General features: G+C 57.3%; 19 protein-coding genes and 1 pseudogene. 8 read left to right on the forward strand and 12 right to left on the reverse strand.

Annotated features, from left to right (window positions below; all coding sequences use genetic code 11):
- Both tnpC and DPM33_RS28105 read left to right on the forward strand, forming a co-directional pair.
- Positions 1 to 762: pseudogene (tnpC, locus tag DPM33_RS28100) on the forward strand (IS66 family transposase); the annotation flags it as partial.
- A 2-nt stretch (positions 763 to 764) separates the two neighbouring features.
- A complete protein-coding gene (locus DPM33_RS28105) occupies positions 765 to 998 on the forward strand; it encodes a hypothetical protein (protein ID WP_112100666.1) in 234 nt (77 codons plus the stop codon).
- An 86-nt stretch (positions 999 to 1084) separates the two neighbouring features.
- On the opposite strand, the gene nodU is transcribed toward DPM33_RS28105, so the two are convergent.
- The 3 genes from nodU to DPM33_RS28120 all read right to left on the reverse strand — a co-directional run bounded on the left by nodU (position 1085) and on the right by DPM33_RS28120 (position 4355).
- Complete coding sequence (nodU, locus tag DPM33_RS28110) at positions 1085 to 2767, reverse strand: nodulation protein NodU (RefSeq protein WP_112100667.1); 1683 nt, start codon at positions 2765 to 2767, stop codon at positions 1085 to 1087.
- A gap of 14 nt (positions 2768 to 2781) precedes the next feature.
- Positions 2782 to 3414, reverse strand: a complete 633-nt coding sequence (gene nodS / locus DPM33_RS28115) for a nodulation methyltransferase NodS (RefSeq protein WP_112100668.1) — start codon at positions 3412 to 3414, stop codon at positions 2782 to 2784.
- A 350-nt stretch (positions 3415 to 3764) separates the two neighbouring features.
- On the reverse strand, positions 3765 to 4355 hold the full coding sequence (locus tag DPM33_RS28120; protein ID WP_112100669.1) for a NodA family N-acyltransferase: 591 nt from the start codon (positions 4353 to 4355) through the stop codon (positions 3765 to 3767).
- A gap of 1108 nt (positions 4356 to 5463) precedes the next feature.
- Between DPM33_RS28120 and DPM33_RS37645 the strand changes: the two genes are divergently transcribed.
- The gene (locus DPM33_RS37645; RefSeq protein ID WP_342634376.1) at positions 5464 to 5844 is read left to right on the forward strand and encodes a tyrosine-type recombinase/integrase; all 381 of its coding nucleotides are present in this window, start codon (positions 5464 to 5466) and stop codon (positions 5842 to 5844) included.
- An 81-nt stretch (positions 5845 to 5925) separates the two neighbouring features.
- A complete protein-coding gene (locus DPM33_RS28130; RefSeq protein WP_112100670.1) occupies positions 5926 to 6399 on the forward strand; it encodes a hypothetical protein in 474 nt (157 codons plus the stop codon).
- 790 nt (positions 6400 to 7189) lie between these two features.
- Here the strand turns inward: DPM33_RS28130 and DPM33_RS28135 are convergent.
- The 9 genes from DPM33_RS28135 to DPM33_RS28175 form a co-directional block, all read right to left on the reverse strand.
- Positions 7190 to 8401, reverse strand: a complete 1212-nt coding sequence (locus DPM33_RS28135; protein ID WP_112100671.1) for a hypothetical protein — start codon at positions 8399 to 8401, stop codon at positions 7190 to 7192.
- On the reverse strand, positions 8401 to 9114 hold the full coding sequence (locus tag DPM33_RS28140) for an SDR family oxidoreductase (RefSeq protein WP_245442429.1): 714 nt from the start codon (positions 9112 to 9114) through the stop codon (positions 8401 to 8403). The genes DPM33_RS28135 and DPM33_RS28140 overlap by 1 nt, the downstream gene beginning before the upstream one ends.
- Before the next feature lie 20 nt (positions 9115 to 9134).
- Positions 9135 to 10460 carry an FAD-binding oxidoreductase gene (locus tag DPM33_RS28145; protein WP_112100673.1) on the reverse strand — a complete coding sequence of 442 codons (1326 nt, stop codon included), beginning with the start codon at positions 10458 to 10460 and terminating at the stop codon, positions 9135 to 9137.
- On the reverse strand, positions 10457 to 10879 hold the full coding sequence (locus DPM33_RS28150; RefSeq protein ID WP_112100674.1) for a GtrA family protein: 423 nt from the start codon (positions 10877 to 10879) through the stop codon (positions 10457 to 10459). Before DPM33_RS28150 ends, DPM33_RS28145 begins: the two co-directional genes overlap by 4 nt.
- Positions 10876 to 12003, reverse strand: coding sequence for a UbiA family prenyltransferase (locus DPM33_RS28155; RefSeq protein WP_342634377.1), 1128 nt, complete (start codon positions 12001 to 12003; stop codon positions 10876 to 10878). The genes DPM33_RS28150 and DPM33_RS28155 overlap by 4 nt, the downstream gene beginning before the upstream one ends.
- Positions 12004 to 12891: 888 nt before the next feature.
- Positions 12892 to 14880, reverse strand: a complete 1989-nt coding sequence (locus DPM33_RS28160; protein ID WP_425373593.1) for an acyltransferase family protein — start codon at positions 14878 to 14880, stop codon at positions 12892 to 12894.
- A gap of 286 nt (positions 14881 to 15166) precedes the next feature.
- Entirely contained in the window at positions 15167 to 16081 is a 915-nt protein-coding gene (locus DPM33_RS28165) for a LysR family transcriptional regulator (RefSeq protein WP_112100676.1), read from the reverse strand.
- Between the two features lie 416 nt (positions 16082 to 16497).
- Positions 16498 to 17397 (reverse strand): dihydrodipicolinate synthase family protein, encoded by a 900-nt coding sequence (locus DPM33_RS28170; protein WP_112100677.1) that lies wholly within the window; start codon positions 17395 to 17397, stop codon positions 16498 to 16500.
- 48 nt (positions 17398 to 17445) lie between these two features.
- Positions 17446 to 18681 carry a trans-sulfuration enzyme family protein gene (locus DPM33_RS28175; RefSeq protein ID WP_112100678.1) on the reverse strand — a complete coding sequence of 412 codons (1236 nt, stop codon included), beginning with the start codon at positions 18679 to 18681 and terminating at the stop codon, positions 17446 to 17448.
- An 80-nt stretch (positions 18682 to 18761) separates the two neighbouring features.
- On the opposite strand from DPM33_RS28175, the gene pdxR reads away from it, so the two are divergent.
- From pdxR to DPM33_RS28195, 4 genes are all read left to right on the forward strand, one after another.
- The gene (gene pdxR / locus DPM33_RS28180) at positions 18762 to 20249 is read left to right on the forward strand and encodes a MocR-like pyridoxine biosynthesis transcription factor PdxR (protein ID WP_112100679.1); all 1488 of its coding nucleotides are present in this window, start codon (positions 18762 to 18764) and stop codon (positions 20247 to 20249) included.
- Between the two features lie 220 nt (positions 20250 to 20469).
- Positions 20470 to 20961, forward strand: a complete 492-nt coding sequence (locus DPM33_RS28185; RefSeq protein WP_112100680.1) for an MOSC domain-containing protein — start codon at positions 20470 to 20472, stop codon at positions 20959 to 20961.
- Between the two features lie 27 nt (positions 20962 to 20988).
- Positions 20989 to 21918, forward strand: a complete 930-nt coding sequence (locus DPM33_RS28190) for a PDR/VanB family oxidoreductase (RefSeq protein ID WP_245442431.1) — start codon at positions 20989 to 20991, stop codon at positions 21916 to 21918.
- Between the two features lie 13 nt (positions 21919 to 21931).
- Positions 21932 to 24328 carry a transketolase gene (locus DPM33_RS28195; protein ID WP_112100682.1) on the forward strand — a complete coding sequence of 799 codons (2397 nt, stop codon included), beginning with the start codon at positions 21932 to 21934 and terminating at the stop codon, positions 24326 to 24328.
- Positions 24329 to 24364: the final 36 nt, after the last annotated feature.

Genomic DNA, 24364 nt, shown 5'->3' on the forward strand with positions numbered 1-24364 from the left:
TGTTCTACTATTCCCGCGATCGCCGAGGAGAACATCCCGCGGCGCATCTCGCCGGCTGGAGTGGCATTCTGCAGGCCGATGCCTTTGGCGGTCATGGCGATCTCTATGCGACGGATCGTCAGCCGGCGCCTGTTCTGGAAGCCAGCTGCTGGGCCCACAGCCGGCGCAAAGTGTTCGAGCTGGCCGATATCGAAGCGGCGGCGCGCAAGAAGGCGCGCGGCGAGAAGCCCAACCTGGTCTATCCGCTCGCGGTTGAAGCCGTGAAGCGCATCGATGCCCTGTTCGATATCGAGCGCGCGATCAATGGCCTGTCGCCAGCCCAGCGCCACGCCGTGCGCCAGGAGCGGAGCATGCCGCTGGTCACCGAATTCGAGCGCTGGATGATCGAGACGCGCGACAAGCTCTCGCGCGGACACGATCTGAGCAAGGCCTTCAACTACATGCTGCGTCGCTGGTTATCTTTCACCCGGTTCCTCGACGATGGGCGGATTTGCCTGTCGAACAACGCAGCCGAGGGAGCCCTGCGTGGCATCGCTCTCGGCAGAAAGTCCTGGCTGGTTCTGCGGTTCCGATCGCGGCGGACAGCGCGCTGCCGTTCTCTACAGCCTGATCGTCAGCGCCACGATGAACGATATCGACCCTCAGGCCTGGCTCGCCGATATCCTGGCGCGCATCGCGGCACACCCAGCCCAGCGGATCGATGATTTGCTGCCGTGGAATTGGAGATCCGCAAAACTGCGGACCCAACCAGCGGCGGCCTGATCATGCAGCGCAATAAGGTGCATCACGTCCACACCATCGACCGTGTCGCCAGGGACCTCGGCGTCAGCGAAGAGCTCATCCAGGACCTTGCCCTCGGTCTCGAGCCCGAGGACGGCGTCATCTGGGTCTACGGAGCCAACGATGACGACGGGATCTTGGCCTTCACCGATGAAGGCATCGAGGAGGTCGAACTCCTCCTCGAAGAATATCATCGCGTCTCCGCATCGAAAACTTGACCTCAGCACCCGATGCTCATGGCCGCGGGATACGCACGTCTGCGGTCCTCACCGGATGCGTACGACGATCCAGCGCCAGCCTTCGTTTAGGACAGGTCAGGTTCGCTTGTCTTCGTCAGCAACAAGCCATCGCACCATACGTAGCCTACTTGTCCCCACTCGCAGGCCGCTGCAGCATCGGGAAAGAAACCCCGGCCGTTATAATTGGCACTCGTGTTGCAGAGCAGAGGGATGCCGGTAAGACTTTCATATTCGACCAGGAGTTTTGAGACCTCGTGATCAGAATGTCTCGATACGGTTTGGAGCCGAGCCGTTCCATCAAGGTGCACAACGGCAGGGATCCGTTCTCGCCACTCCGGACGGGTCGTATGATCAAAGAGCATATACGGATCTGGCGTGCCGGGTGTGAAAATCTTCTGCGCTCGATCTTCCAAGCAAATTGGTGCTACTGGTCGGAAATACTCGCGAAACTTCACCTCGTTCAGATGATCCTTCATCCAAAGTGAAGTCGCGGCGGCCAAGATGCTTCTGCCACCCAACGCCCTGGGCCCAAGTTCAGCCCGGCCCACCAGGAAAACAACCGGTTCATTAGATGCCAGTATCCCGGCGAGTTCGGCCAAGGTGCACGGAGCGGCCTTCCATCCGCGTGGGATCGCGCTGTTCCTCAGCTTAGGACCACTGTAGACTGACCAGTCCAGCGAAACGAGACCACGGTCGACAGCGAGCGCGCAGCAGGCAGCGCCAATAGCTGATCCGCTGTCATTGGGGAATGGGGGCACCCAAACCGATTCAAAGAGACCGCTCGCACGGAGAGCGCTGTTCCACTTGATATTCAGGCCGCATCCGCCGGCAATGCACAAATTGCGTGCTCCCAATTGGGAATGAGCCTGTAGAACAGTCGCCAACTCTCCGACAAGGAGCCGCTCAAGGAAAATATGAAATGACGCGAGTACATCCTCGGCACATTCGTTCTGCAACCGAAACGCGCCTGCACTGAAGTAATCATGCACACGCGCCAGCAATGCCTCGACATTATGAATATCTTCTCTATAACTCGCTGCAAGCGGATTCTCGCCAGAAAAGTGTTCTTCATAGAGCTCGCGGAAAACATCTACGATATTTTCCCGGGCGGTCCCTAGTGCGATATAAGCCATCAACTTTCCGGCGACACCTAAGTCCCAGCTTTCTGAACCCGGCTTCCTGTACGGCCCAAAATGGTGCCCGGCGATGGCATAGGCATGACCTATCATCGGGAACAGACACTCGACCAATCGGACTCCTTTTTGTTCTACATAGTAGAGCCTTGGAAATATGCAGCCATCCCACACTAAACAGAACGAAGGTTCTTCGGCCTCTGCAAACGGGCTGGTACAGTACGCCGAGACTACGTGGCTTATGACATGAGGAAAACTTTTGTAAGGCAGGATTGTGCCGCCCAATGCGAGGCCAGAACCGTCATGGGGTCTCAGAGGGTCCTCTGGCCACCGTTCGATATAGGGACCTCCGCTGAGAGTTATAGGAGCACCTTCGCTGATTACCTGGAACTGCGATTCAACTTCTCCGTCCCATCCGTCGATTACGAACTGATCAACGTCGCCTATGCTAAAGCCGTGTTCTTCCAAGGCTTCGACAATAGCATCGAGGTTGTCGATAGCCTGATATCGGGGGTTGTTGTTGCGCTTCTCCTGCTCGATGCAGAAGACAAGTTTCCCGTCTTCAACGAGGGCAACTGCTCCGTCGTGTGTCAGTTTAATTCCGCAGATGAGCATAAGGTCTCCATATTTTAAGCGGCAGCCGCATCGTTGAGGGAGGGATGCCGATATCGGGCAAGTAGACAGTCTTCGTTGGCGGACGGGCCGGTGCATCGCAAACGCTCGATTTGCACCAATTCCTCGTCCAAGATGGCTATGACGGTCTCGGCTCCCGCCACGTGTCCCCAGCGTAGGCAGTTCGCATCACCAGCCGAGCCGAATATTAGGTGACCGGTCGGCGCAAGCAGCTTTGCCAACTTTCTGACGGCCGTTCGCATGTCATCGACACTTCCGAGGTAGTAAAGCACCTCAGCCACCACTATCAGATCAAATAATTCATCGGCCATGAACTCCAGAACATCGCTTTTGATCCAGGAGACATTCGGTGGGTAATTTAGACGCGTCCGGGTTCGATCGAGCGCTTGAGGCACAACGTCAATCACGGTCAGTTGCTGGCAATGGGGCACAAGTTTTTCGGTGAACGCACCGGCAGCGCATCCTACTTCGAGCGCATTTGTGATTGGCTGCTGCGCAAGCGCCAGCCGCAGCATCTGTCTATATCGATACTGTTCGAATGGGTTACTATCAAGTCGCCATGGGTCGTCTGCAGCCAGTTCATCGTGCAGCAACTGATAGAGTCTTTTCTGGCTCGGATCGTTGGGCATCCTACGGCTGCTCCTGTCACTGATATTTATGTTTGCCTTCCGCCGCGCTCGCGTTGGCTCGATCGTTGAGGGTCCCAAAGGCCATTCGCAACGACCCTGATCCTTCCGCGCTGCAGGCGGACCTTTCTGCCGCTGCAAATACGCGAGCCGACACAGCAAAAGGGCCGCGAAGAGCCCTGCCACATCGCGTGCACGGTGAGGGATCAGCCAAGGCACCAGGAATTCAGAATGTCGCGGCACGCTATTTGGCTGAGCTCGGAGGTCAGGCATGGAGAATGGGTTGGGCCGCTTCAATCAAATACACATTGCGCTCGGCGCCATTGGGCGACGATCTGTAAGAATTTGCTCCGTCATAACTCTGGACCGTTACGGACAATTGTCGTGCCGGACGGCCATTGATCTATCGGGCGTGCTATCGGAAAAACTACGGCAAGAGGCTCCTCAATTCGCGTGGCGGGCAGATCGGGATAGACCTCTGGAAGCGTGGAATGCACGCGGACACCGGGCAGGATGGTCCCAACACCGCCGCGGCATAGCCTATCGACGCGTTTGTAGAGCGCGTGGCGAATTGTGCCGAACGCGAACGGGACTCCGAGCCGCTGCAACTCCGGATACATCATAAACATTGAATGAGTTAACCCAAGCCCTTCAAGGTTAGAACGGACTCCCCATAACCCCAACTCTCCCACCAGCAGATCGACCTCTCCGACCCTAATGAAACGTCGGAGCATTCCGATGTGGGCGGCGACTCCATAGGGGTCGTACCCAATCACGCGCATTTCAGGCCGCGCCCCGGCCCAGCTGCGACCCCCTTCAAAGGGCTTTGCATTGAATTCTCCGGTCGGCCCGTATGTATTACGGAAGAACTCGGACAGTTGTGCGTGATCGTCTACTTGCAATTCTGTTTCCCAACAGATCTTCCATTTCAAGTCAGGTGGCATTTTCTTTCTCCATCTGTCATTTCAATGTCGAGGGATCGCCTCACCGCCAAGCCGGAAAAGACCCATCCTATTAGACGTATATGAAGTAATAGCGACTTACAGCGAAATTGATTGTTTGGATGAAGACCATCCATCCTATGGATTGAGAATGTGTAGGATGCATTATGAGAAGAAGCCTAGATGGCGTTCACGTTTCCCTTCCACTTGACGCCTCGACCTCATCGGTCCACAGGATGCCGCTAGCGCCGATGAGAGACCGAGTTTAGCCGAATGAAACCTTACAGCTTGTGCTACGTGCATCCTGCAGTCTTGCACCAGCATTGGCGGGAGCTACTTTGACGCCGAGATCGGGATCGCGATCCGTTACGGTTTGCCGTTGGCGGGAGGTCCCCTTCGCGGATGGCCATTACACACGCGGTAGCCACGCCTTCCCTGCCAGTCGCACGCACTCCAACAGGCCGTAACTACCCCCCGGCAATAGCGGGCGCTGCTACGCGAAAATTTGGTCCGGTCTCCTAAAGAATCAATCTCGTCGACGAAGTTGATCGATGGCGCAGTCTTCTTCGCCCCGTCGAAAGGTCGTCGCATCGCATTCAGCAACTCTCCGAGATGGCCGGTGCGCTTGCCATGGGCCTGGATCCGGCAACCAGGTGGACACCGCAGGTGCGTGCCAACGAACTCGTCTTCCCGCATCCAAGCGGCCCCGACAGCAGGGTTCCCTTGTCCACGGCCGCCCATCGGAGACGGCCGGCTTGCCAATCGGAAAGGTCGACCGCCAGCTCGCTGCCCCGATCGGCAGCCGCCCAGTAGTGCAGGTTTGGAGATAGCTTCGCACGCAAGGCATGTTCTTCTTCAAAGCTAGTTCGGTCGAAAGCTGCTACGTGTTTGGTGATTGGCTATCGTGCCTTCCCATGCCAGTACCTGCGGCGGCACACGGCCGCTTCCGGTCCTATTTTCGCCCCGTCGAGTTCAACCTCAATGAAAGCGACGCAGCACCAGGGATGCATCGTCGCCTTCCGGGAAACCCGGCCCATGGCAGGGTAGGCACCATCGCGCGGTTCAGGAAGCCGCCGAAGTCACCGGCACCCTCAAGCGCGTCAGCCCGCATATGCTGCGGCACAGCTTCGCCACCCACCTGCTCGAGCAGGACGTCGACATCCGCGTCATCCAGGTGCTGCTCGGGCACAGCAAGCTCGAAACGACCGCGCTCGACACCAAGATCTCGACCCGGACGATCCACGCGGTCGCCGGGCCGCTCGACCCGCTGATAGCGCTGATGGACGATAAGTCGCCTGAGCGTTCGCGACAGGCGCTGGCACACCCAGCAACACAAATTCCCATAGCGCACAGCATGCGGCCCGCGGGTTCCTGCATGGGAGGCTTTCGTACGCCTGACGGCACCCGAAACCCGAAACCCTTCACAATGTCGGACATCGGACATGCCCTCGGGCTTCGTACTTTGCACTGCCTAGGCTTTTTTCTGGCATGATTTCTGCTGATCAAGGCGTAAGCACTCGCAGTCGGCTCACCACACGACCAGTCCGCCCTCTATCTGCATTGGAGAATCGAGATGGCTACACCCATTCAGCAGTTGACCAACCAGGTCGACGACAATCCCGGGCCCAAATACCAGCCCCCGTGGGATTTTCTGCCCGTCGACACGAACACGGGCGTAGGCGGAAAATACATCTACATTGGCTACATTTCAGGCGACAGTAATCCAGTAACGTCAATTAACTTCGTTGCCTACAGCCAGGCGCAGGCAAACCCGCCCTCGGGCTGGAGCTGGACGGGTCAAGATTTGAAACAAGGAGCAGGCGGCAAGTTTATCTATATGATTTGGAAAAACGGCGAGCCGGGCAAACAGCCCATCTCAGCGCTTCAACTGCTCGTGACGAACCAGCCTTCCCCCCCTTATATCGCTGGCTACGAGGCGATCAACCAAGACCTGAACCAAGGCGCTGGTGGACCGTACATCTGGCCATATTACAGCACGACCGTCCAGATGCAGGCCAAGGCAGAGGCCATCCTTGTGAAAGAATAGCCGGGTCTCGAAAGGCTCGTCCTGTCACGACAACATCGCCTCGGCAAAGCTGTTCGCATCGTGGTACTGCATCTCCTGTCCCCGTGTCGTGCAACCAGCAGATGCGCACATCTGAAAAGCCGGCCCGGCAGAGTGTTTTTCGGTGGCGTCACAGAGGGCGGCCAAGCCTGCGCTGGAGCCAGCTCAGCGCGCCGCCCCACTGGCTCACCAACCTGCTGGAGCAAAACGATGCCATACGGGCACGCCGCCATGCACCGGTATCGAGGCTGGAAATCGCCCTCATGCTAAGAAAGGCTCGCTGCCGGGAGGAGGTGACAGCGGACCGATATGTTTCCGACAGCGGCTCGGCCCTAGCAAAGGGACACGCAACTGTTCGCCCAGGCACTGAGCCCTGTGCCGCGCTTCACACCCGTCGCCCGCTCCCAGCCCAACGGCATGTCAGAAGCCTTCGTCCAAAACGTCAAGCGGCACTACATCCGCATCTCACCCCTTCCGATGCCGAAACCGCGCTCCGGCAGATCGGCGAATGGACAGACGGGTATCACGAAATTCATCCCCATTCCGGCCCCAAAGGCACTTCATCAGAGGTCTCACCCTAAGCCGACTGTCGAGTAAACGGCGAGCGCTCAAATGACCGGGGGGCAATGACCCTGGTTTGGTTTGGCTGTCCTGAGGCTATATGTGATGAAAACCTACTGCGTTGAAAGCCTCTGCATGTCCGCGTCGACGCTATAAGCAGTGGTTTGCGGGGGACCGCCGAGATAATCACCAGTGAGACACCAACCACACGTCACTCATTGGGCAAATGACGTTCAAGCGGTTCAATCAGTCTGCTTGCCGTCGCCAAGATTATCCATATCGCTAAGACGACTAAGGGTATGGCCGGATGTGCATAATCGGGAAACTGAGCAAAGAAGCCGGAAATGTCATTGTTCGGCCCCTGGGAGACCGGCTGCTGGTACGGCTCAAGCATATGGTTTGTTAGCAGCCAGCCAAAGAAGGCAAGCGTAAATGAGGTTATGCTTGACTCACGAAACGTTATTATCAGTAACGGCACATACAATGGAATGAAGCTATAGAATATTCTGGTTACATCAGACCCGCCAATTATCGACAGGATAACGCAGTACACCATCGCAATCGTGGAGAACAACGCGGCATCGTCGGATTTGATTTCTAAAACTTTCTGCCTGTCCAGAATAACGTATAATGGCCCGATCGTCATCGATAGCGCGGCCAATGACGCCAACGCATGATTGGGATCCGATATAAAGCGGTAGAACCAAAAGAGTGCTGTCACCAGTTGCGATTGCGATTGGCAGCCAGTCACCAAGAGCATAAGCTCCTTCAGAACGTACCCGGCCGCAACGATCGAGATACCCGTCAGCCACTTGGCACCAGATCTTTCTGTATCCCTTATATAAAATGCAACAAGCAAAGGCAACACATAGAAACTCGCCTCCCTGAATGGAATTCCTGCTATGCATACGAGGCTGGCAATTAGAAGTTTCCTTCTAAGTACGAAGAAAAGGCAGCAGGACATTATCAATAGGAATGGCGGATCCATATAGTCGTGGTAGAAGACTGTAAACTTTATCGGCGCAAAATATAAAAACAAAGACGCTGCCATCGCTGCCGATAAGCCTTTTATGCTCCCACGCCAGAGTGGGCGAGTCGCGAAGAGCAAAACAGCGGAGAACAGCACCGAGGCAATTAGATTGAAGCCATAAAAACCGAGTCGATTATGGAGAATGTTCACCAGGATCCACGGTGTCCCGACGCGAACGCAATAGGGAAAGGCTATATCGGACCCCGAACCACCTTCAGCAGCTAAAAACCGAAGAATTCTATCGTAGTATACTCCATCCCAACCCAGGCCATTTGACACTCGTACAGACTCTTGAGCAAATAAAATCCAGGCTAGGCCCGCCATTCCGGCAGTTATAAAAAATCCGGCGATAATCGACTCTATTCTTCTCCTGCTCATGGCAACGCTGACCATCACAACCTTAATCCCTTAAATAGCCTCTCCGGTATCAACTTGATGATCAGCATGATCAAATACCAGAATCGGCGAACATAGATGACGTCCTTCTTTCGCTTTACAGCTAGAACGATCGCCTCAGCTACTTCGTTCGGTTGAGCCGTGAGTCCTGCTGGCAGATTCATACCTTCAGTCATTTTGGTCGCAACGTAGCCAGGCAACACCGTCACAACGTGGACTCCGCGTTTTGCCAGACGATTGCGAAGGCCGGAGAGAAATGCTGTAAAGCCTGCCTTTGCGGAACCGTAGATGTAGTTTGTCGCGCGTCCGCGCTCTCCCGCAACTGAACTGAGGCCAACTAGGGTCCCATGTCCGCGTTCTTCGAACTGGTTGGCCAGCAGTGCCAGTATGTTGGCAGGCCCTTCGTAGTTGCTACGCATGACGCAACTGGCGAGGAGGTGATCGTGCTCGCTTCTTTCCTGACTTCCCATCAAGCCAACGATGCTCACCGCAACCTCGGGCAATTCGGGCAGCATGGCGAGGAATCGCGTATGAGATTCTGTCAAAAGTGCATCGAATTCGAGCAGTGTTACTGGAACTGAATATCGGAGCTGCAAGTCAGCCCTTTGGGCCTCAAGCGTTTCTGATTGCCGCGCGGCCAGTTGGATCGGATGGCCAAGCGCTGCGAACTTTCGCGCCACCGCTTCGCCTATATCCGAACGTGCACCCAAGATAAGGACGGACGGCTTTGTCACAACGAGAGTCTTTCTGCTTGCGCCGATTGAAACGCGTTTTTCCAGCCGCGCTCGGCCCTCAGTCGGACGAAGTCTCCGACCCGGCTATCGGCGGCACGTAGCGTTTCAGCGGACATGCGGCTGTCTTTGGCGAGATAGAAGCGACCGCCGTGCTCGACTGTAATGCGGTCCAACTGCGCCAATAACTGGTACACTTTGGTCGTCAGAGGAAAGTCCAGTGCAAGGGAGAAGCCTTCCATCGGGAACGAAACCGGGCTCTCCTGCGGACCGAACCGCTTGAGAACGGCCAAGAAAGATCCGGTGCCTGCCCGGGCCACTGTCTGCAGCAAGGTCGAGAGCGCTTCTTGCGAGCGATCTAGGGGAAGAGCGCACTGGAACTGAGCGAACCCCATGCGCCCGTAGATCCGATTCCAGTCGGCAACCGTGTCAAGGGGATAGAAATAGCTATCCCAGTCGACGAGTTGCTGTCCTCGATTCCAAGCGCCGCGTCGGTAGTACAGCGTATTGAAGGTGCGCAGGCTAAGCCTGTTCAGTGCAAAGCGGGGGAAATTGAAAGGGACCAAGACTTTGCGCTTGGACGGCGTATCGAAAGGGTAGAGCGACAGATGCGTTGGAAGATCGGAGAGCTTCGCATGGTCTCCCAGGAAAACGAGTGAGCGTCCAAGGTTTGCGCCCGTCGCAAGACAGTCGATCCACGCCACTGAATAGGTCGACCCCTGGGCTCGCTCTAGAGCGGCCATCGCTGAAATGAGGTCTGGCTCAGGTATTGTTGTCTGGCGGATCCATCCAGTTTCGACCGCGCGCAGTCGGATTGCCGCGCGTGAAATAATGCCAGTCAGTCCCATGCCGCCGAGAGTGTGCTTGAAGAGCTCTACGTGGCTTTCAGGTGAGCAGCGCTGGATTGAGCCGTCGGCCGCCATTACCTCGATCCAGTCTACGCATGCCCCAAAACTTCCATCCCTGCGATGGTTCTTGCCATGAACATCGGCGGCTATCATGCCGCCCAACGTCACGAACTTCGTGCCCGGTGTGATTTTCGGGAACCACCCTTGGGGCAGGAAAGTCGCGATGATGTCGCAAAGAGCAACTCCAGCTTCCGCGATTAGTTGGCCCGTTTTCGCGTCGAAGGCCAGCATTCGGTTCAAACGCCGCATGTCAATCGTCGCAGATGAATTGATGGCGCTGTCGCCATACGCCCTACCACAGCCGCGAGCGATCATACTCGGCTTTGAGACCACAAGCTTCTGGAGAGCTTCTAGGTCACGTGGCACGTAGACTTGCGCATCCACAACCGGTGATCTGCCCCAGCCCGAGAGCATCATCGAGCGGTCCTCAACTGCCGATGCGCAAACACGAAGCGTTTATCAAGCTGGTATTTGACCATATAGCCGGCCGTCAAACCAATCACAGCGCCCAGGTTTCGCATCAATTCAGTTCTCCATATCGCCCAAGCAGCTGCCTCAGCGCCCCAGAAGATAATCGTGGTGAACCCGCCTACCGCGGTATAGATCAAGAACTTCCAACCATCTGTTTTGAAGTCGATGCCCTCGTCGTAGAAAATCCAAAGCTTGTCGAGCAGGTACTTGACCAGCAGGCCGGCAAGGGTGCCCGCGCCCACGGCTAACACGAGAATGCCACCAGTATCCCAAAGTAGGAGAACAGCGTATTGGACGGCGACATTGATTACCGCAGCGACCGCCGCGAATGCCGAATAGCGTAACGCTAGGCTTCGCCGTTTCACATCAACACTCCGCCTGCGACGAATATCAAAATGATCACAAGGCAGAGCTGGCTTATACGATCCTTTGCGGCGTAGATCACTGGATCGTCATGCATGTTGCCACGGTGCGCCACCATGACGGTGCGGGTAATCCAATAGAGCAGAACTGCGCATATGCCCCAGAGCATCTGAGGATGTGGATAGAGCTCCATGACGACAGGTGAATTGACGTAATATGTCATCACCAGGACCGATACGTACCCTGCCCCTATCGCGATCATAGAGATGATTGGCAGATCATTGACGTGGTAGCCGCGGCCGCCAGCCCGCAGACGGCCACGCCCGGCGCTGTCAACCAATTCGCTCTGTCGCTTCACCGCGGCCAAGGAGAGAAAAAAGAACACGGAAAAGGCGATAAGCAAGACCGACAACGGAATTGATGTCGCAACGCCACCTGCAACGATGCGTATCGTATAGAGACCTGCGAGAATGCAGATATCGATGACGATGTGACGTTTCAGATGCAGCGAATAGGCTGCCGTCACAAGAAAGTAGCCCGCCACTACCAGGAAAAAGCCCCAGCCAATAGACATTGCGATGAGTCCACCTGGAATAATGAGCCCTGCGGCCATCCACGTGCCGTGTGCGGTGGGGATGTTGCGCGAGGCAAACGGTCGGTGCCGCTTGCGCGGATGCGCCCGATCCGCACTGACGTCGAGGAGATCGTTCAGGACGTAAACGCCAGAAGCTACCAGGCTGAAACAGACGAATGCCTCCAGTGATATCAGGAGGGTCGGCCAGTCAAGTCTATGTGCTGCCAGTGCCGGCAAGAACACCAGCACATTCTTTAGCCATTGATGAGGTCGAAAGGCTTCGACATAGTGCTTGAAGGACCCCGCTGCAGTTGTAGTCATTTCCGACATGGTCTGGTCACTCTTGCAATTGGTGGCGGCAAACCCGGCGAAGGTATCTGCGCTACGGTTGAACGTCGCGGCCGCACCATTTGCCTCGGCCCTCCAAAGACGGGGCGAGGCCTCAAAGTGCTGCGGCTGAACTGCTCTATTGGCCACCCTCGACCCACATGCTTGGTGGATGCTTCGAGTGGCAAAGCCCAGGGTCCCAGCGTCACATGCACTCGGGCGCACGCGAGTCTCTATTGTCTTCGCTACCGCCGGTCATGGTTAACCTTACCGTTTCCAACCCGGTATCTGCCGGACTGGGCTTGATGAGACCAGCTGGCTCGACAGGCGGACTCGCCACATTAGATGTTTCTGCTATGCCGCATCGAATAGAATCAGGAAAATTCATTGTTTGGATGCGAGGCATCTGCGTTACGGATAATATTGCCTGCTCGAGGGCATTGTGCGCAGAACCAGGTCATCAGCCTAAGCCTGCGAAAGCCCGGACCACGATCGCTCAACAACAACAGCCCCCTTGTTGGGGCGGCCCACAAATCTCAAAAACTAAGCCTTCGGCGTGGGCTGGCGTAGTTTTCGGTTACTCATTGGCCTAGCTGCCACAAAGAGCTTCCAGGTGGAGAGCCCTTCGTGGTTTCACGATTGAGCCGGGGGCGCCGCCGCATTCCTGAGCACTCGCCCCGTGCCCCTCGAGCATGTCGCCGTTGGTATCGGCGACGAATGGCGCTCTCTTGATCTTTTTGCTGGATCAAGGCCGCGCGGGCCGGCGTCTTCAGTCGTGTTCGCCGACGGGCTGTCGAGTATGCGCCCGTGGGGTACCATTCAGCGCGCGCAAGCATACGATTGCCGCGAGCTGTTGCCAGCTGACCAACGCAAACAGCCACGGTCGCGCCCCCAGTGAAATGGTGCACATCATTGCAAGCACGGAAAATTCCTGGGCCGACGCCATCTTGACAGCTCGACGCCGCAACGTTTCCGCCTTCACATGATGGCTCTGTGTCTGAAGCCTGACGTTGGCTAATCTAAGACCACCTCACGCCGACCGGGAAGAGAAAAAGCCTGAGTAGGGTGACTAACGCCCACGGCGAAGATCGTTGACCCTGTGCACCGGCTGCGTCAGTTGGTCTGTGCGCTGGTGTTCATCGTTCCGAAAAGCTCCCGCTGGAGCCGTCCGGTAAGCGTCGCCGCAAAGGGGGTCGCGATGTGGTGGCGGTCGCGGAAAGTCAGCCTGCCGCCAAGAACGGCGGGGCAGGTTGTTCCGTTGCAGAACAGGTCGGTGATGTCAACATAAGAGGCATTCGCAACGTCTGAAATAGCCTTCCTTTCCGCGTCTGGAATAGTCTCTTCCATCGCTTCGCGGCGCGGCGTGTCACAGGTCTCAACGGGCCGCTTTTGCCAGAGTGCGCGCGCGACGCATTTATTGAGATAGGTTTTGTGTAAAGGCCCGTCCCGCAGCACGACGATCTTGGTCGCAGTGCCTGCCAGGGCGTTCACAGTCTTGCGAAGCCCCTGCGCCCATGTGGCGGCGTCGATCTGGCGCGCAGATACCACGTTGATGTCATTCCTGACGTAGACGGACGAATATTCCGCAATGATCACCATGTCGGGCTTGCGTGTGGCGATCTCGCTTATCGCAAGATCCCTCCAACGATTGCATTCCTCGTAGTCACGCACGAGCATTGAATTCCAGATCGTGACGTCTGCCGCCGGACAGGAAGATTTCATGTATGTGACGAGCTTCCAGCGGTTACGGCTGACGATGTCGATGAGGGGCGTCGACCAGTGGTCGGCGTGCGAATCCCCGAAAAGAACGATCGTCTGACCAGGGTTTTCGGTACCGAACTCACAAGGCTTGGGCTGCACCTGTTGGGCGTTGAGAAGACAGCCTGCATCGGACTGCCGGGCCGCCGAATCGCGCTCAGCGCTTTGGAGGATAAGCTCCTGCTGAGGATCGATGTTGTGATTGGCCAGCCGCCCGCTTCCATAAGAAATTGCCGAGCAACACGCGGTCACAATCGCAGCTACACCGAGGGAGCGGCTCGCCGTGACCATCAGCCAAGCGTTGCTCCGCATCGGGTTTTCAATGAAGCGGTAGCTGGCCATGGCAAGGGCCAGGATCAGAGCGATGCACAGAGACCGCTCGAAGATGGTGAGTTCGGGTTTCAAGATGCCAGCATAGACAATCACCGGCCAATGCCAGAGGTAGAGCGAATAGGATATTCGTCCCACCCATTGCAGCGGCGGCAGCGAGAGAAGGACTTGCGGTCCCGCCCGGCCGGCCAGCGAGCCGCTGAGCAGCACAATTACTGTGCCGCCCACCGGAACCAAGGCTATCAGCCCTGGGAATGGTACGTCTTCCGTCATCCCGAGATAGGCTGTCACGATCAGGCCGATTCCTATCCAGCCCAAGACGGGGGTCAGCCGAAAGCGCTTTGCCGCTTCCACGGAAATCATTGATGCAAGGCCTCCGCTGGCAAACTCCCAGGCTCGGAATGGTGAAAAGTAAAATGCCCATGGCTCGGATATGGCAGTGTAGTGCCAGCAGAAAGCGAAGGAGATGGCGCCGATCAGCGCCATAGTTAGAAAAAGCCCGTATCGGCCCGGACTTAGCCGCGCGAAAAGCAGCAGCAGGGCGGGCCAGACAAGATAGAATTGCTCCTCGATCGAGAGCGACCAGAAATGAATGAACGGGTTGTTGAATGCATCCGGGGCGAAATAGTCCATGGCCCTGCTGATAAGCCACAGGTTAATCATATAGGTCGACGCAAAAAAGGACGCGTCAGAGTAGAGCTGCTGCTCAGGCGGCGAAAGAATCACGTAGCCGAGGAACAGCGTCGCCAGGATGACAAAACATGCTGCGGGAAGAAGCCGGCGAGCTCGTCGCGCGTAGAAGCGCAGCAGGCTGAACGAACCGGTGCGGTCGATTTCTAGCAGGATGTGCCTGGTGACAAGATAGCCCGATATCACGAAGAAGATGTCGACTCCAACAAAGCCGCCAGGCAGACGCGTCATGCCGAGGTGAAAGGCGACTACTCCCGAAACGGCAAGAGCGCGCAGTCCCTCAATATCCATACGGAAGTGGTTTGACTCCACTCGTTCAGCTATATTCACGATTTAAACGCCTTATGCTTCAGTCTGCTTAGATAATAATTCGAGCGAACACAGATAATTTCTGAGTGCAAAATCCCAAGGTTTGCGGCTGGGTTGCAGTTAAATCGGCACGTTATCTTTAGTGCTGACCGTAGAGCATTGTGAACGATCGAATGGCAGGATACGCTGCAGTTTGCTGGGAGTGTCGAGGACCGCCCCTCTGCGCCAGCAAGCAAAAGCAGGCGGGTTACGCCCGTTGGCCATGGCAGATGGCCTGTAGCTGCTTCAACTGTCGCCTGCCTTATTCCGCTGCCATGCGCGACGCCTCTTCTATCAATATCTGGCGCATCCAGACACTGGCCGGATCAGCGTTTTGAAGTGCGGGCCACTGAACTGATTCCGTGAAGTCAGCAAGCGGCAACGGAAGATTAACGATCCGCAACGGTGTCGTTTTCTCGAAATACTTTACCAATCGCAAGGGCATGGTGGCTATGCGGTTTGTGCCGCGCAGTACCTCTGGTATTAGGCTAAAGCCTGGCACGACGACTTCGATGCGTCTCTTGATTCCTCGTTCGAGCAGAAACCATTCATCGATCGAAGGTCTCAACGAGCGGCCGAACATAGCTACCACGTGCCCCATCGACATATATTGCTCGAATGTAAGCTCCTGCGGTACCGCATCGTTGCCGGGACAGGTCACGCATACAAGTTTCTCGTCGAACAACTTCTCTCTAGGATGCGGGTTTGCCATAAACAGGTCCGGCAACAGCAGAAAATCAACCTCACCGCGACGAAGAAGCTCATTTGGGTCATTATCGGGCGGCAGAAGATCAAAACTGACGGCAGGCGCGTCGCGTGCAACACGCGCTACAACCCTCTCGAGAAAGACAAGGGTCATGAAATCCGAAAGAATGATCCTGAAACGACGTTCGGATTGAGCTGGATTGAATGGCTCCCGAGAGATAATTGAACATTGAATCTGCAGAAGAACGTCACGGACCACCGGGGCGAGTCCTTCGGCTCGCGGTGTGAGGCAAAGTTCGCGACCATTCATTGTAAACAGGTCATCGCGAAAATATGCCCTTAACCGGCTGACGGCCGCGCTCATGGCCGGCTGGCTCAGATTGATGGTACGTGCCGCCGACGTGAGACTCCGTTCCGACATCAGCGCGTCGAGCGCGACAAGAAGATTTAGATCAAGCCCTTTGAATCGCACGTTTTAAACCATCCATATTTGAATCTATCTGCAGTCCACCGATCTTGAAGACCGACTTGGAAGTTCATGATGAGGCTAGTGGCACCATTGCCGCTGTTGGCCAGCGCTCCAAGCGCGGCCGAAAGAAGCGACGTTACGAACGCGGCTCCCGTTACAAAGACTAGATGCACCATCCAGGCGCGCTGGCGACGCCCGGTTCACTAAGCGTTGTGACCTGTCGAGAAAGGGGGCGGTCTTCCCAGCAGCCGCACCCTGTTTCTTTAGACTTGGAAGCTAAGCTCCATCGTCAGGGCAAGTCCTATGACCGATGGGCCGATTTTGATCGTTCTCTGCGTCGCAAGCAGGCTTATGAGAACAATCCCTGGAAATGCCCGGCAAGCAAAGAGAGCGTTCGTGATTGTCCCGCATAGCCATCTTTAGGTCAGATCCTGCCCGAGCAAGTTGAGGGAGTAAGCGAGCTTCTCCTTTGCTGAAAACGGCAAGGGGAGAATGGGACGAGGTGGCTCCGCTTGGCAGACGCCGAGTAGATCTGCCATCGTATAGACCGTCCTAATGCTTGAGAACTGCTTGAATATTTCCCAGATGGGAGCGAGACGCGCATCATTTCCGCGTGCGTTTTCAACATCGCCGTTTTGAGCGGCCCTGACAATGCGCAGGCAAACGTCGGGAAGGATGCCGGCGAGAACGCTGTACCAGGTGTCGGCTCCGCAGATCATGGCTTGCGCAGCATTCGAGTCCCCGCTGTAGCCGATTGAGAAATCCCTGGGTGTGGTGGATCTCTGCTGCGCCAAGTGGCTTGCAATCTGCTCAGATTTTTCCGTGGGGTTCTTGATCGCTACGATGCCGGGCACTCGAGACAATCGCTCGACCAGTGCAGCCGTAAAGCGGAAATGGGTGGTCCCCGGGTTGTCGTATATCACAATCGGAAGGCCGCTCTCGCGAGCCACGGCGGAGAAATGCTCGAAAACCTCGTCCTCCGTGAGTGGCGCATACGAAACGGCGGCAAGAAGACCTGCGGCGGCGCCTGAGGCTTTCGCGTCCTGCGCCAGCCTGACCGCCTCATCGGTGCGCAAGGCGCCCACGCCCGCTACGACCGGTACATTGCCGCCGGTTTCTTCTATGGCCGCGTTCAGAGCACGCAGCCGCTCCTTGCGGGACAGATACATGTAAGTCCCGGTGCTGCCGAGAAGGCCGATGGAATCGACGCCTGCTGTGCAAAGCCTAGCTACAAGCCTTTTCAGCGCGGCAGTGTCGACGTGACCGTCTCGGTCACTCGGCGTGATTGGAAATGCGGAAAGCCCACTCAAAAAGGCCATTCAATGCTCCAATGTCGTTATTGTGTATTTGCAATTGTTGATGGGCAATCACAAGCCCCGGAGGGCCTGGCGCAGGTCGCCAATCAAATCATTAACGTCTTCAAGGCCAACCGACAGGCGGATGAGGTCGTCCCCGACACCCGAAATCATGTGAGCGTCCTTGCGGACCGATTGCCGCGCCCGTGTGATGCTGGCCGGATGATAGATAAGGCTGTCCGTGTCGCCGAGGCTCACTGCGCGTGTCAACAATTTCAACCGGTCCAGCATTGTCCTTGCACCGTCGAAACCGGCATGAAGTCCAAACGCCAGCATGCCAGACCCCTGTGCCATTTGCTTGCGCGCGATGGCGTGATCGGGATGCGTTTCAAGGAAAGGATAGCTCACCCAGGATACGGCGGGATGCGCTTCGAGTATTCGGGCGATCGCCAGAGCCGAAGTGCCGTGCCGCTCCATTCGAAGCGAGAGCGTCTTGAGGCCGCGCAGGATCAGAAAGGCCGAGTGCGGTGCCAAGGTCGCACCGGTGATGTAGCGGAGCCCTGTCTCGTGCAAGCGGTAGAGCGTTTCAGCGTCGCCGAGCAGCGCTCCTCCCAACGTATCGCCGTGCCCACTGATGTATTTCGTCAGAGAGTGCAGGACAATGTCGGCACCGTGCTCGATCGGCCTCTGGAGTGCGGGAGAAGCAAAGGTACTGTCCACCGCGACTTTGACCCCATGCGTGTGAGCGCGCTTGGCGATCGCCGCAATATCGAGAATGCTGCTCAGCGGGTTGACGGGTGTCTCGAAATAGACCAGTTGGGTCCTTTCCGTGATCGCCGCATCGAGCTTCGACGGATCGGCCAGATCCACGGGGACGACCTTGATGCCGAAGCGAGGCAGACCCTGCTCGACCATCGCAACGGTATTCGAATAAAGGGTCTTGTGAACAACGAGCTCGTCGCCTTGCGACAGCAATGAGAGGATGAGGGTGCCGAAGGCGGCCATTCCAGTGGATAGGACGACGCCTGCTTCGGCCCCTTCCAGATTGGCAAGCCTCTGCTCCAAGATCTCTGTAGTTGGGTTATATTCACGCGCATAAAGCCTGCCGCCAAGGGCTGCAGCAGCATCATTTGCCTCGACGCTCTCGAAGCCATAGGTAGACGTCAGGAATACCGGTGGCTGAACCGCTCTCTTGAATGCCGCCGGGTCGAACCCATGATGAATGGCACGCGTATCAAATCCTAAGCTCGCAGTGTGGGAGCCATCGGGTTGTTCCTGATGCTCGCCGTGGTCGCTGTTGGATCTCATGGGCCATATATCCTCTTTGCTTTAGCCCAGACTTGGCATCATACTGGCAGGTAAGAAACTTCCAGTTCGGCGGAAAGAAGATGGTCCAGTCGAAAATGCAAGCTGCGACCGGACACGCGCCCCAGATGGGTTCGCGCAGGATTTACGAGGCGCTCAAGGAGCAGATCCTTCGTCGCGTCTACGAGGCAGGAAGCCAGCTGCCATCCTCGCGCAGCCTGGCGAATGAACTGCACGTGTCGCGAACAACGGTCACGATCGCCTATGAACAACTTGCCGCAGAAGGCTTCGTGGAATTACGACAGGGCGCGCGGCCCCGAGTGACAGCGTTACAACTGGGAGAGCGCCCGCGGGACATCAGCGCAGCGCGACAGGAGTATGGGCCGCTCTCGGCTTACGGCGAAAGACTTCGCGCCCTTTTACCTTGGCTCGACTATTTGCCCAGTAATCTGGCCGTCGATTTTCGGTACGGCGATCTTGCCCCATCCGATTTCCCGGCATTGGTTTGGAAGCGGGCCGTCAATTCGGTGCTGGCCCAACGACCGGGACGGCTTGCTTATGTGGACCCGCGAGGATCTCGGCGCCTGCGGCAAGCACTTCAGGGTTATCTTTGGCGGGCACGGACATTGCAATGCGACCTAGAGCAAATCATCGTGGTCAATGGCTCCCAGCAAGGGCTGGATCTCTGTGCTCGGATTCTGCTCGAGGCCGGCACCGCATTCGTGATGGAAAATCCCGGTTACCACATGGCACGCCAAATCTTTTCTAGCTCCGGGGCCTTGGCTGTGCCGGTGGACGTGGATGCGGATGGCTTGAAAACCGAGGATTTGGCAGGAATTGATGCCCGGATGGCCTATGTAACACCGTCCCATCAGTTTCCCTTGGGCGGGGTTATGCCGATTGGCCGTCGCCGTCAGCTTCTGGATTGGGCCGGCGACCATGACGCCTACGTTGTAGAAGACGACTATGACGGCGAATACCGGTACGACATCAGCCCGGTTCCGCCGCTCCAAACGCTGTCGGACGGGCGAAACGTGATTTATCTCGGCACAGTTTCGAAGACACTGTCGCCGATGATGCGCATCGGCTATCTCGTGGTGCCACCGCAATTGCAGGAGGTGATTGCAACCGCCAAGCAGTTGATCGACCGGCATACACCCGTCACCGAGCAGGAAGCGCTTGCCTCACTTATCGAAAGCGGCGCCTATGAGAGGCATGTTCGGCGCGCGAGGAGGCTTAATCGAGAGCGCCGCGAGACCTTGTTGAACGCCCTGGAATATGCATTCGGTAAGCGGATAACCGTCGAGGGGGCGGATGCTGGCTTGCATGTCGTAGTCTGGTTCAGGGAACTGCCAGGATCGGCTGAGGCCGTCTTGATGGATGCCGCGCGCCAACGCGGCGTCGGCGTTTACGGTATTTCACCGCTCTACGATTGGGCGTTAGGACGAACCGAGCCGCCAAAGGATCGCTTGGGCCTCGTAATGGGCTATTCTGCATTGACGCCGAGGCAGATTGAGAAGGGTGTCCAACTTCTTGCCGCAGCGTTCGACACTTTGAAGGTTGCGAGCTGACGCGCAGCCGCCAGCCGTTGAGCATCTCCCTGTACCCTCCATGGCCCGCGCCGTTCAAGCAACTGGACTAGGCATATGCCAGAAAACTGGCACTGTTGATAAAGCCAGTTTCGCGGCAGATTTCCCGCTCCAGCCGGATGTGGGGATAATCCCATCAGTTGCACGCGCCGGCGCGAAGACTCGCCTTAATCGAGACCTAACGGTACTGCGGGAGCCGCTTATGACTTGGCAGGGAACACTGCTCCACGTTCACATTGCCCCTGCCGCTTCCTACGAGATGGAAGAACGGGCTGAGGCACAGCTCGTTGCAGGCCGCGGAATTGTTGGGGACCGTTATTATCTCGGTATCGGGACCTATTCCCCCAAACCTGACGTTCGTGAAATCACGCTGATCGAGGTCGAAGTTCTCGAGGCAATCGCCAACGGAGAGCCGAAAATTCCGGGGTTCAAGGGCTTGCTCAAACCCGAAGAGCATAGGCGCAACCTGACGACCCGAGGCGTTCCGCTCAATCATCTGGTCGGCAAACGCTTCCAGATCGGCGAAACGGTTTTGCGGGCTGCACGGATGAATTTCCCCTGCAAGTACATCGAGGAGCTTCTCGGCATGCCGGGCCTATACGAAGGACTGCTGAACCGCTCCGGTCTCAACTGTTCGATTGAGGTCGGCGGCGTAATCCGCCCCGGCGACCCCATTCTGCCAATGGACGAGTGAAGCGACATGGGAAGTCCACGCATCATCATGAAGCTGATCGTTGCCGGCGTCCATGTCGAGCCAGGCGACGTCCGCGTGATCGAGTTGAAGCACCACCGAAGACCTCTTCTGCCGGCCTTCGAACCGGGATCGCATGTCGACGTCCACCTTCCCATTGGGAAGGTACGCCAGTATTCGCTCTGCGGAGATCCGGAAGATCTCAGCCGCTACACGATAGCGGTGAAGCGCGAAAACGGCGGCAGGGGCGGCTCGGCATGGATTCATGACCAGCTGACGCCCGGCGCCGAGCTGCCCGTGACCGCCCCTCGCAATCATTTCCCACTTAAGGAGAGTGACGGACCGGTCCTTCTTCTGGCAGGGGGTATCGGGATCACGCCGATCTTTGCGATGGCGCGCGCTCTCTGGCGGCAGGGCAAGCCCTTCGAGCTGCATTATTTTGCACGGAGCCGAAGCCTGGCACCCTTGCTCGGAGCTTTGGAGAAGACAATCAGCTCGGAAAACCTGAGGCTCCATTTGGACGATCAAGTCGAAACCCGGCAAGACCTTGAGGAACTGTTGTCGACAAGGCCCTCTGGCGCGCAGCTTTATTACTGCGGCCCGCCCGGGTTCATGGCAGCGGTCGCCCTAGCTTCGGAGGACTGGCCCGATGGTACGGTCAATTTCGAAGCCTTCCAGCCGCTTGTCCAGGACGATACACCACCGGAACCATTCATGATCGTCCTTCGCAACGGGGCCGTTGTGTCGGTTCCTGCCGACAAGTCGGCGCTGTCGGCCATCCGTGCCGCCGGCGTGTTGCTGATGGCATCTTGTGAGAACGGCGTCTGTGGAACCTGCGAGTGCGGGTATCTGGAAGGGCAGCCCATCCATCGCGATGCAGTGCTTCCAAGCAACGCCCGCAGCCATCGGTTCATCCCGTGCGTGTCGCGCGCGACTGGCGTTCTGAAACTCGACCTGTAAACGTGGGGGAGAGATGAGCTCCAAGATCAGCTACTTGAGCGAAATCGAACGCTGCGTTTCATGGCTTGCCGCATGGACAATCCACCACGCCAACCATATCCGTGAGGGAGACGAAGTGAAGGTCGGCGGCCATCAGGCTTCCTGCGCTTCATTGAGTACGATCATGACCGCGCTATACTGCTCAGTGCTTCGCACCCAAGATCGCGTCGCGGTCAAACCCCACGCAGCCCCAATATTCCACGCTCTCCAGTATCTGGCAGGCAACCAGACCCGCGAAAAGCTGGAAAACTTCCGTGGATTCCAGGGCGCCCAGAGCTATCCGTCGCGGACGAAGGATGTCGATGACGTCGATTTCTCCACGGGCTCCGTGGGTCTGGGGGTGGCACAGACGCTCTTTTCTTCGTTGGTGCAGGATTACGTCTCGGCACATGGCTGGATGAACGATCGACCCGAAGGCCGGATGGTCAGCCTGATCGGCGATGCCGAGATGGACGAAGGCAACATCTACGAAGCTCTGATCGAGGGCTGGAAACACGGCCTCAGGAACTGCTGGTGGATCGTTGATTACAACCGGCAGTCGCTGGACGCGGTGGTCCGAGAAGGCCTCTGGGCACGGTTCGAACAGATATTCACAAACTTCGGCTGGGATGTCGTCATTCTACGCCATGGCTCGCTGCAGGAGGCAGCCTTTGCCGAGCCCGGTGGGGACAAGCTGCGGCAGTGGATCGAGAAGTGCCCGAACCAGCTCTATTCTGCTTTGATATTCCAGGGTGGCGCAGCCTGGCGAAGGCGGTTGCTGGACGAGGTCGGCGACCAGGGGCCCGTGACCGCACTGATCGAGCGACGCTCCGACGAGGAGCTGCAAGCGCTTATGGCCAATCTCGGAGGACATGATCTGCCGAGCTTGCTCAAAGCCTTCGAAGCAGCTTCGCGGCACGATCGTCCAGTCTGCTTCATCTGCTATACAATTAAGGGATATGGCTTGCCGCTGGCGGGCCACAAGGATAACCACGCCGGTCGGATGACCCCCACCCAGATGGAGGGCTTCCGCCAGCAGATGGGCGTAAAGCCTGGACAAGAATGGGAAAAATGGGCGGCGGCCACAACCTTGACTGAGGAGCTCGACGACTTCGTCGCTCGAGCGCCATTCTTCAGGGAAGGCCGCCGCAGGCGATCCGCACCGGCAATCCCCGTCCCTCCCGCCCTTCCCTCGCCTGGTCAGCCAGGCAAGCCGCTTTCAACCCAGATGGGATTTGGCCAGATCCTGAACGATATCGCGCGCGGTGACACACCGCTTGCCGAGCGCATTGTCACAACCTCTCCGGACGTGACGGTGTCGACCAATCTCGGCCCGTGGGTCAATCGGCGCGGGCTCTTTGCCCGAGAAAGCATGGCCGATACCTTCAAGGATGAACGGATACCGTCGATCTACAGCTGGGAGCTCGGTCCAAAGGGGCAGCATCTCGAACTGGGGATAGCTGAATCCAATCTAATGATCATGCTCGGGGCACTCGGCCTTTCGCATGCGATCAATGGCGCTCGGCTCCTGCCCGTCGGCACTGTCTATGACCCGTTCATATATCGCTCAGCCGACCAATTGAACTACGCCTGCTACCAAGATGCGCGCTTTCTGTTGGTTGCGACGCCGTCCGGCGTGACTCTTGCTCCGGAAGGCGGAGCACACCAGTCGATCGGCACGCCATTGATCGGCATGTCGCAGGACGGGCTCTGCTCCTTCGAGCCCGCCTTCGTCGACGAGCTTTCGGTCATTATGCGCTTCGCTTTCGACTACATGCAACGGGACGGTGAAGGTGACCCTGGTGAAACGACCTGGCTGCGCGATCAGACGGGAGGATCCGTTTACCTTCGCCTTTCGACACGACCGCTGGAGCAGCCAGCACGACAGATCGATCCAGATCTGGAGCAAGATATTATCAACGGGGCCTATTGGTTGCGCCGACCGGGACCGAATGCGAGCATCATCATTGCCTATCAGGGTGTCGTTGCGCAGGAGGCGATTACTGCGACAGGCCTGCTCGCCGAAGATCGACGGGATATCGGACTACTGGCGATCACATCAGCAGACCGGCTCAACGCTGGGTGGCAGGCTGCGGAACGGGCCCGGCAACGCGGAGCGGTCGGGGCGATGAGCCACATCGAACGCCTGCTGGCGTCGTTGCCACGCGATAGCGGGATCGTCACAGTCATTGATGGGCATCCAGCAACGCTCTCCTGGCTTGGCGGCGTCTACGGCCATCGTGTGAAGTCGCTGGGTGTGGAGCATTTTGGGCAGACCGGCACGATTGCGGACCTTTATAGGCATCATGGGCTGGACACCAATGCGATCATGCATGCGGCTCAAGCTGTAAGCCACGGACGGACAATTCGCTATCTTGAAGCGCTTTCATGATCCACGCCTCGGCCTCATTTCGCAGGCAGCAAAACG

The sequence above is a fragment of the Mesorhizobium hawassense genome (genome assembly GCF_003289945.1).
Classification (GTDB): domain Bacteria; phylum Pseudomonadota; class Alphaproteobacteria; order Rhizobiales; family Rhizobiaceae; genus Mesorhizobium; species Mesorhizobium hawassense.

Bases quoted from the DNA above. Each gene is read 5' to 3' on its own strand.
- DPM33_RS28145 (WP_112100673.1), bottom strand. From the start codon at position 10,460: ATGATGCTCTCGGGCTGGGGCAGATCACCGGTTGTGGATGCGCAAGTC.
- DPM33_RS28195 (WP_112100682.1), top strand. From the start codon at position 21,932: ATGAGCTCCAAGATCAGCTACTTGAGCGAAATCGAACGCTGCGTTTCA.
- DPM33_RS28105 (WP_112100666.1), top strand. From the start codon at position 765: ATGCAGCGCAATAAGGTGCATCACGTCCACACCATCGACCGTGTCGCC.
- DPM33_RS37645 (WP_342634376.1), top strand. From the start codon at position 5,464: ATGCTGCGGCACAGCTTCGCCACCCACCTGCTCGAGCAGGACGTCGAC.
- DPM33_RS28175 (WP_112100678.1), bottom strand. From the start codon at position 18,681: ATGAGATCCAACAGCGACCACGGCGAGCATCAGGAACAACCCGATGGC.
- DPM33_RS28135 (WP_112100671.1), bottom strand. From the start codon at position 8,401: ATGGTCAGCGTTGCCATGAGCAGGAGAAGAATAGAGTCGATTATCGCC.
- DPM33_RS28120 (WP_112100669.1), bottom strand. From the start codon at position 4,355: ATGCCACCTGACTTGAAATGGAAGATCTGTTGGGAAACAGAATTGCAA.
- pdxR (WP_112100679.1), top strand. From the start codon at position 18,762: ATGGTCCAGTCGAAAATGCAAGCTGCGACCGGACACGCGCCCCAGATG.
- nodS (WP_112100668.1), bottom strand. From the start codon at position 3,414: ATGCCCAACGATCCGAGCCAGAAAAGACTCTATCAGTTGCTGCACGAT.
- DPM33_RS28185 (WP_112100680.1), top strand. From the start codon at position 20,470: ATGACTTGGCAGGGAACACTGCTCCACGTTCACATTGCCCCTGCCGCT.
- DPM33_RS28190 (WP_245442431.1), top strand. From the start codon at position 20,989: ATGAAGCTGATCGTTGCCGGCGTCCATGTCGAGCCAGGCGACGTCCGC.
- nodU (WP_112100667.1), bottom strand. From the start codon at position 2,767: ATGCTCATCTGCGGAATTAAACTGACACACGACGGAGCAGTTGCCCTC.
- DPM33_RS28130 (WP_112100670.1), top strand. From the start codon at position 5,926: ATGGCTACACCCATTCAGCAGTTGACCAACCAGGTCGACGACAATCCC.
- DPM33_RS28170 (WP_112100677.1), bottom strand. From the start codon at position 17,397: ATGGCCTTTTTGAGTGGGCTTTCCGCATTTCCAATCACGCCGAGTGAC.